Below are 2,699 nucleotides of genomic sequence, written 5' to 3'. Positions count from 1 at the left end.
AATGTTATCTAGTTTTGAAGGAATATGCCTTCATAGTTTGGTGATGATGGCAGAGAGGTCACACCCGTTCCCATACCGAACACGGAAGTTAAGCTCTCTAGCGCCGATGGTAGTTGGGACCTTGTCCCTGTGAGAGTAGGACGTCGCCAAGCAACTTTAAGACGAGTCAGAATGACTCGTCTTTTTTGTGTTTTATAACTTCTTTTCAAAGCTAAATATTTTGAAGTGCTGCTCATTTTTAAAAAGATTTTTGAGTACGTAGCTATATAAGTTTTATTCAATTTCTTTCGTGATTTTTGACAGGTAATTTAAGATTTTCTATTTTATTTCTTAAAGATAGAATTCATTGGTATGTTAAAATAGTACAGTTGTTTTTGATGTACTTTAATATAAGAAGATTTAAGTTAGAAAAGGAGATAATATGAAAAAGATAAGTATAATTACTATAGTAGTCTTAGTCCTGCTAGTAATCGTGTATATGTTAGTTGGAAATTATTTTTATAACTATGCATTAAATGCGAAACAAGAAAAGGAATTTTTGCAAGATAATCCTCATTTAGTGGAAACGGTAAATGCGTCGGGAGATGTATTGGCTGCAAATGAAGAAAAGAATGCAAACTTCGTATCGAAGTATAAACCTAACACATTAACTATACGTTCTTTCGATAAATTAAATTTAAAAGGTTATGAATATATGAATGAACCATCTAGTCATAAATGGGCAATTGTAGTTCATGGATATAGTGGTAGAGCATCAGAAATGACGAAATATGTTCGTAACTTTTATGAACAAGGCTATAATGTCATAGCACCAGACCTTCGTGGGCACGGAAATAGTGAAGGGGATTATGTTGGTATGGGCTGGCATGATCGTAAAGATGTGTTAATTTGGATTCAACAAATCTTAAAGAAAGACCCTAATGCTGAAATAGCTCTATTTGGTGTTTCAATGGGCGGGGCAACTGTAATGATGACTTCAGGAGAAGATTTACCTTCTAATGTTAAAGTTATTATTGAAGATTGTGGATACTCAACTGTTATTGATGAATTTACTTATCAACTAAAAGATTTATTCCACTTACCGAAGTTTCCTGTTATGAATGCGGCAAATACGGTTACTAAATTAAGAGCTGGGTATGATTTAGAAGAGGCCTCAGCTGTAAAACAAGTAGCGAAAAGTAAAACACCTATGCTGTTCATTCATGGGGATGCTGATACATTCGTTCCTTTTGAAATGTTAGATGAAGTATATAATGCTGCAAAAGTAGAAAAAGAGAAATTAATTGTTCCAGGTGCTGGACATGGGGAAGCGGAGAAAGTAGATTCGAATAAATATTGGAATACTGTATGGAAGTTCGTAGGGAAGTATATTCCGGCATAATTAAAGTTGTTGCATTTATATAGACGATAATCGGAGGGATAATAGTTAATCCTTTTGATTATCGTTTTTTTGTTAATTAGGTATTCTGCTATAAGTGTGTTTTTGTATGTACTATATGAAGGAGGTAGAGCAAAAACTTTTGAATTCCTTAATCTCAGTGCTACAATGATTGAAAATTAAAAGTTAATGAGGTGTTTCTATGAAAATTGAAGTTTGGTCAGATTTTGTATGCCCATTTTGCTATATTGGGAAACGTAGATTAGAGATGGCTTTAGAGCAATTTCCGCATAAGAAGGATGTTGAAGTTGAGTTTAAAAGTTTTGAATTAGACCAAAATGCTCCAATCTATTCTGGGACAAGTATTAATGAAGTACTTGCATCAAAGTATGGAATTAGTATTGAAGAAGCTAAGCGTAATAACGTACAGCTAGGAAATCATGCCGCTAGTATGGGTTTAAGTTTTAATTTTGATGAGATGAAGCCGACGAACACGTTTGATGCGCATCGTCTTGCGAAGTTTGCAAAGGATCAAGGAAAAGAAAAAGAGATTACGGAAAATCTACTTTTCGCATACTTCACTGAATCGAGAAATTTAAGTGATGTGGATACACTTGCTACTATCGCTGAAGTTTCAGGTTTAGATAAGCAAGAGGCTTTAAATGTTATTAATGATAAAAATGCGTATGCAAATGATGTTAGAATTGATGAAGCGATTGCTCAGCAATATCAAATTTCGGGAGTACCTTATTTTATTATTAATCAAAAGTATGCTATTTCAGGTGCACAACCACTTGAAACTTTTGTTGGTGCACTTCAGCAAGTGTGGGAAGAAGAGAATCCTGCACCTAAGTTACAAGAACTTTCTTCAGAGGGTGGAAGCGATCTTTCTTGTACTGATGGAAGTTGTTCGGCGCCGTCGAAAGAGCAATAGTTTTTATAATAGAGTAGTACCCCATAGATAGTCCTGTGGGGTGCTTGTATATAACTATAGAAGAAATACATAAGTGAAATCTATAAAATATAAAGTTTTTTAAAAAACGTATTGACGATTATACTTTAGAGGTGTAATATAGAACAAGTCGCCGATGACAATAACGTCGCAAGCGACAAATGAAATAAAAAAACTTAGTTGACATTAACTAACGAAGATGTTAACATAAGGAAGTCGCAAATGAGCGACCAAGTAGTTCTTTGAAAACTGAACGAAACAAACAACGTGAAACGTCAATTTTTATTTTAGATGCTAGACAAACTAACTTTATTGGAGAGTTTGATCCTGGCTCAGGATGAACGCTGGCGGCGTGCCTAATACATGCAA

2 protein-coding genes and 2 rRNA genes are annotated in these 2,699 nt (G+C 34.5%); all 4 read left to right on the top strand.

Going from position 1 to position 2,699, the window contains the following annotated elements:
- Window positions 1-36: 36 nt before the first annotated feature.
- Window positions 37-152: ribosomal RNA gene (gene rrf / locus ES895_RS29055) — 5S ribosomal RNA — on the top strand.
- 269 nt (window positions 153-421) lie between these two features.
- Entirely contained in the window at window positions 422-1,381 is a 960-nt protein-coding gene (locus tag ES895_RS29050; protein ID WP_000723977.1) for an alpha/beta hydrolase, read from the top strand.
- Window positions 1,382-1,580: 199 nt separating this feature from the next.
- Entirely contained in the window at window positions 1,581-2,312 is a 732-nt protein-coding gene (locus ES895_RS29045; RefSeq protein WP_000687938.1) for a DsbA family oxidoreductase, read from the top strand.
- 327 nt (window positions 2,313-2,639) lie between these two features.
- Window positions 2,640-2,699: ribosomal RNA gene (locus tag ES895_RS29040) — 16S ribosomal RNA — on the top strand; the annotation flags it as partial.

It is taken from the genome of Bacillus sp. 007/AIA-02/001 (genome assembly GCF_004634455.1).
In the GTDB taxonomy this organism is placed as follows: Bacteria; Bacillota; Bacilli; order Bacillales; family Bacillaceae_G; genus Bacillus_A; species Bacillus_A cereus.
Note: the sequence above shows the minus strand (reverse complement) of the source record. Positions and strands in the feature narration are given on the sequence as shown.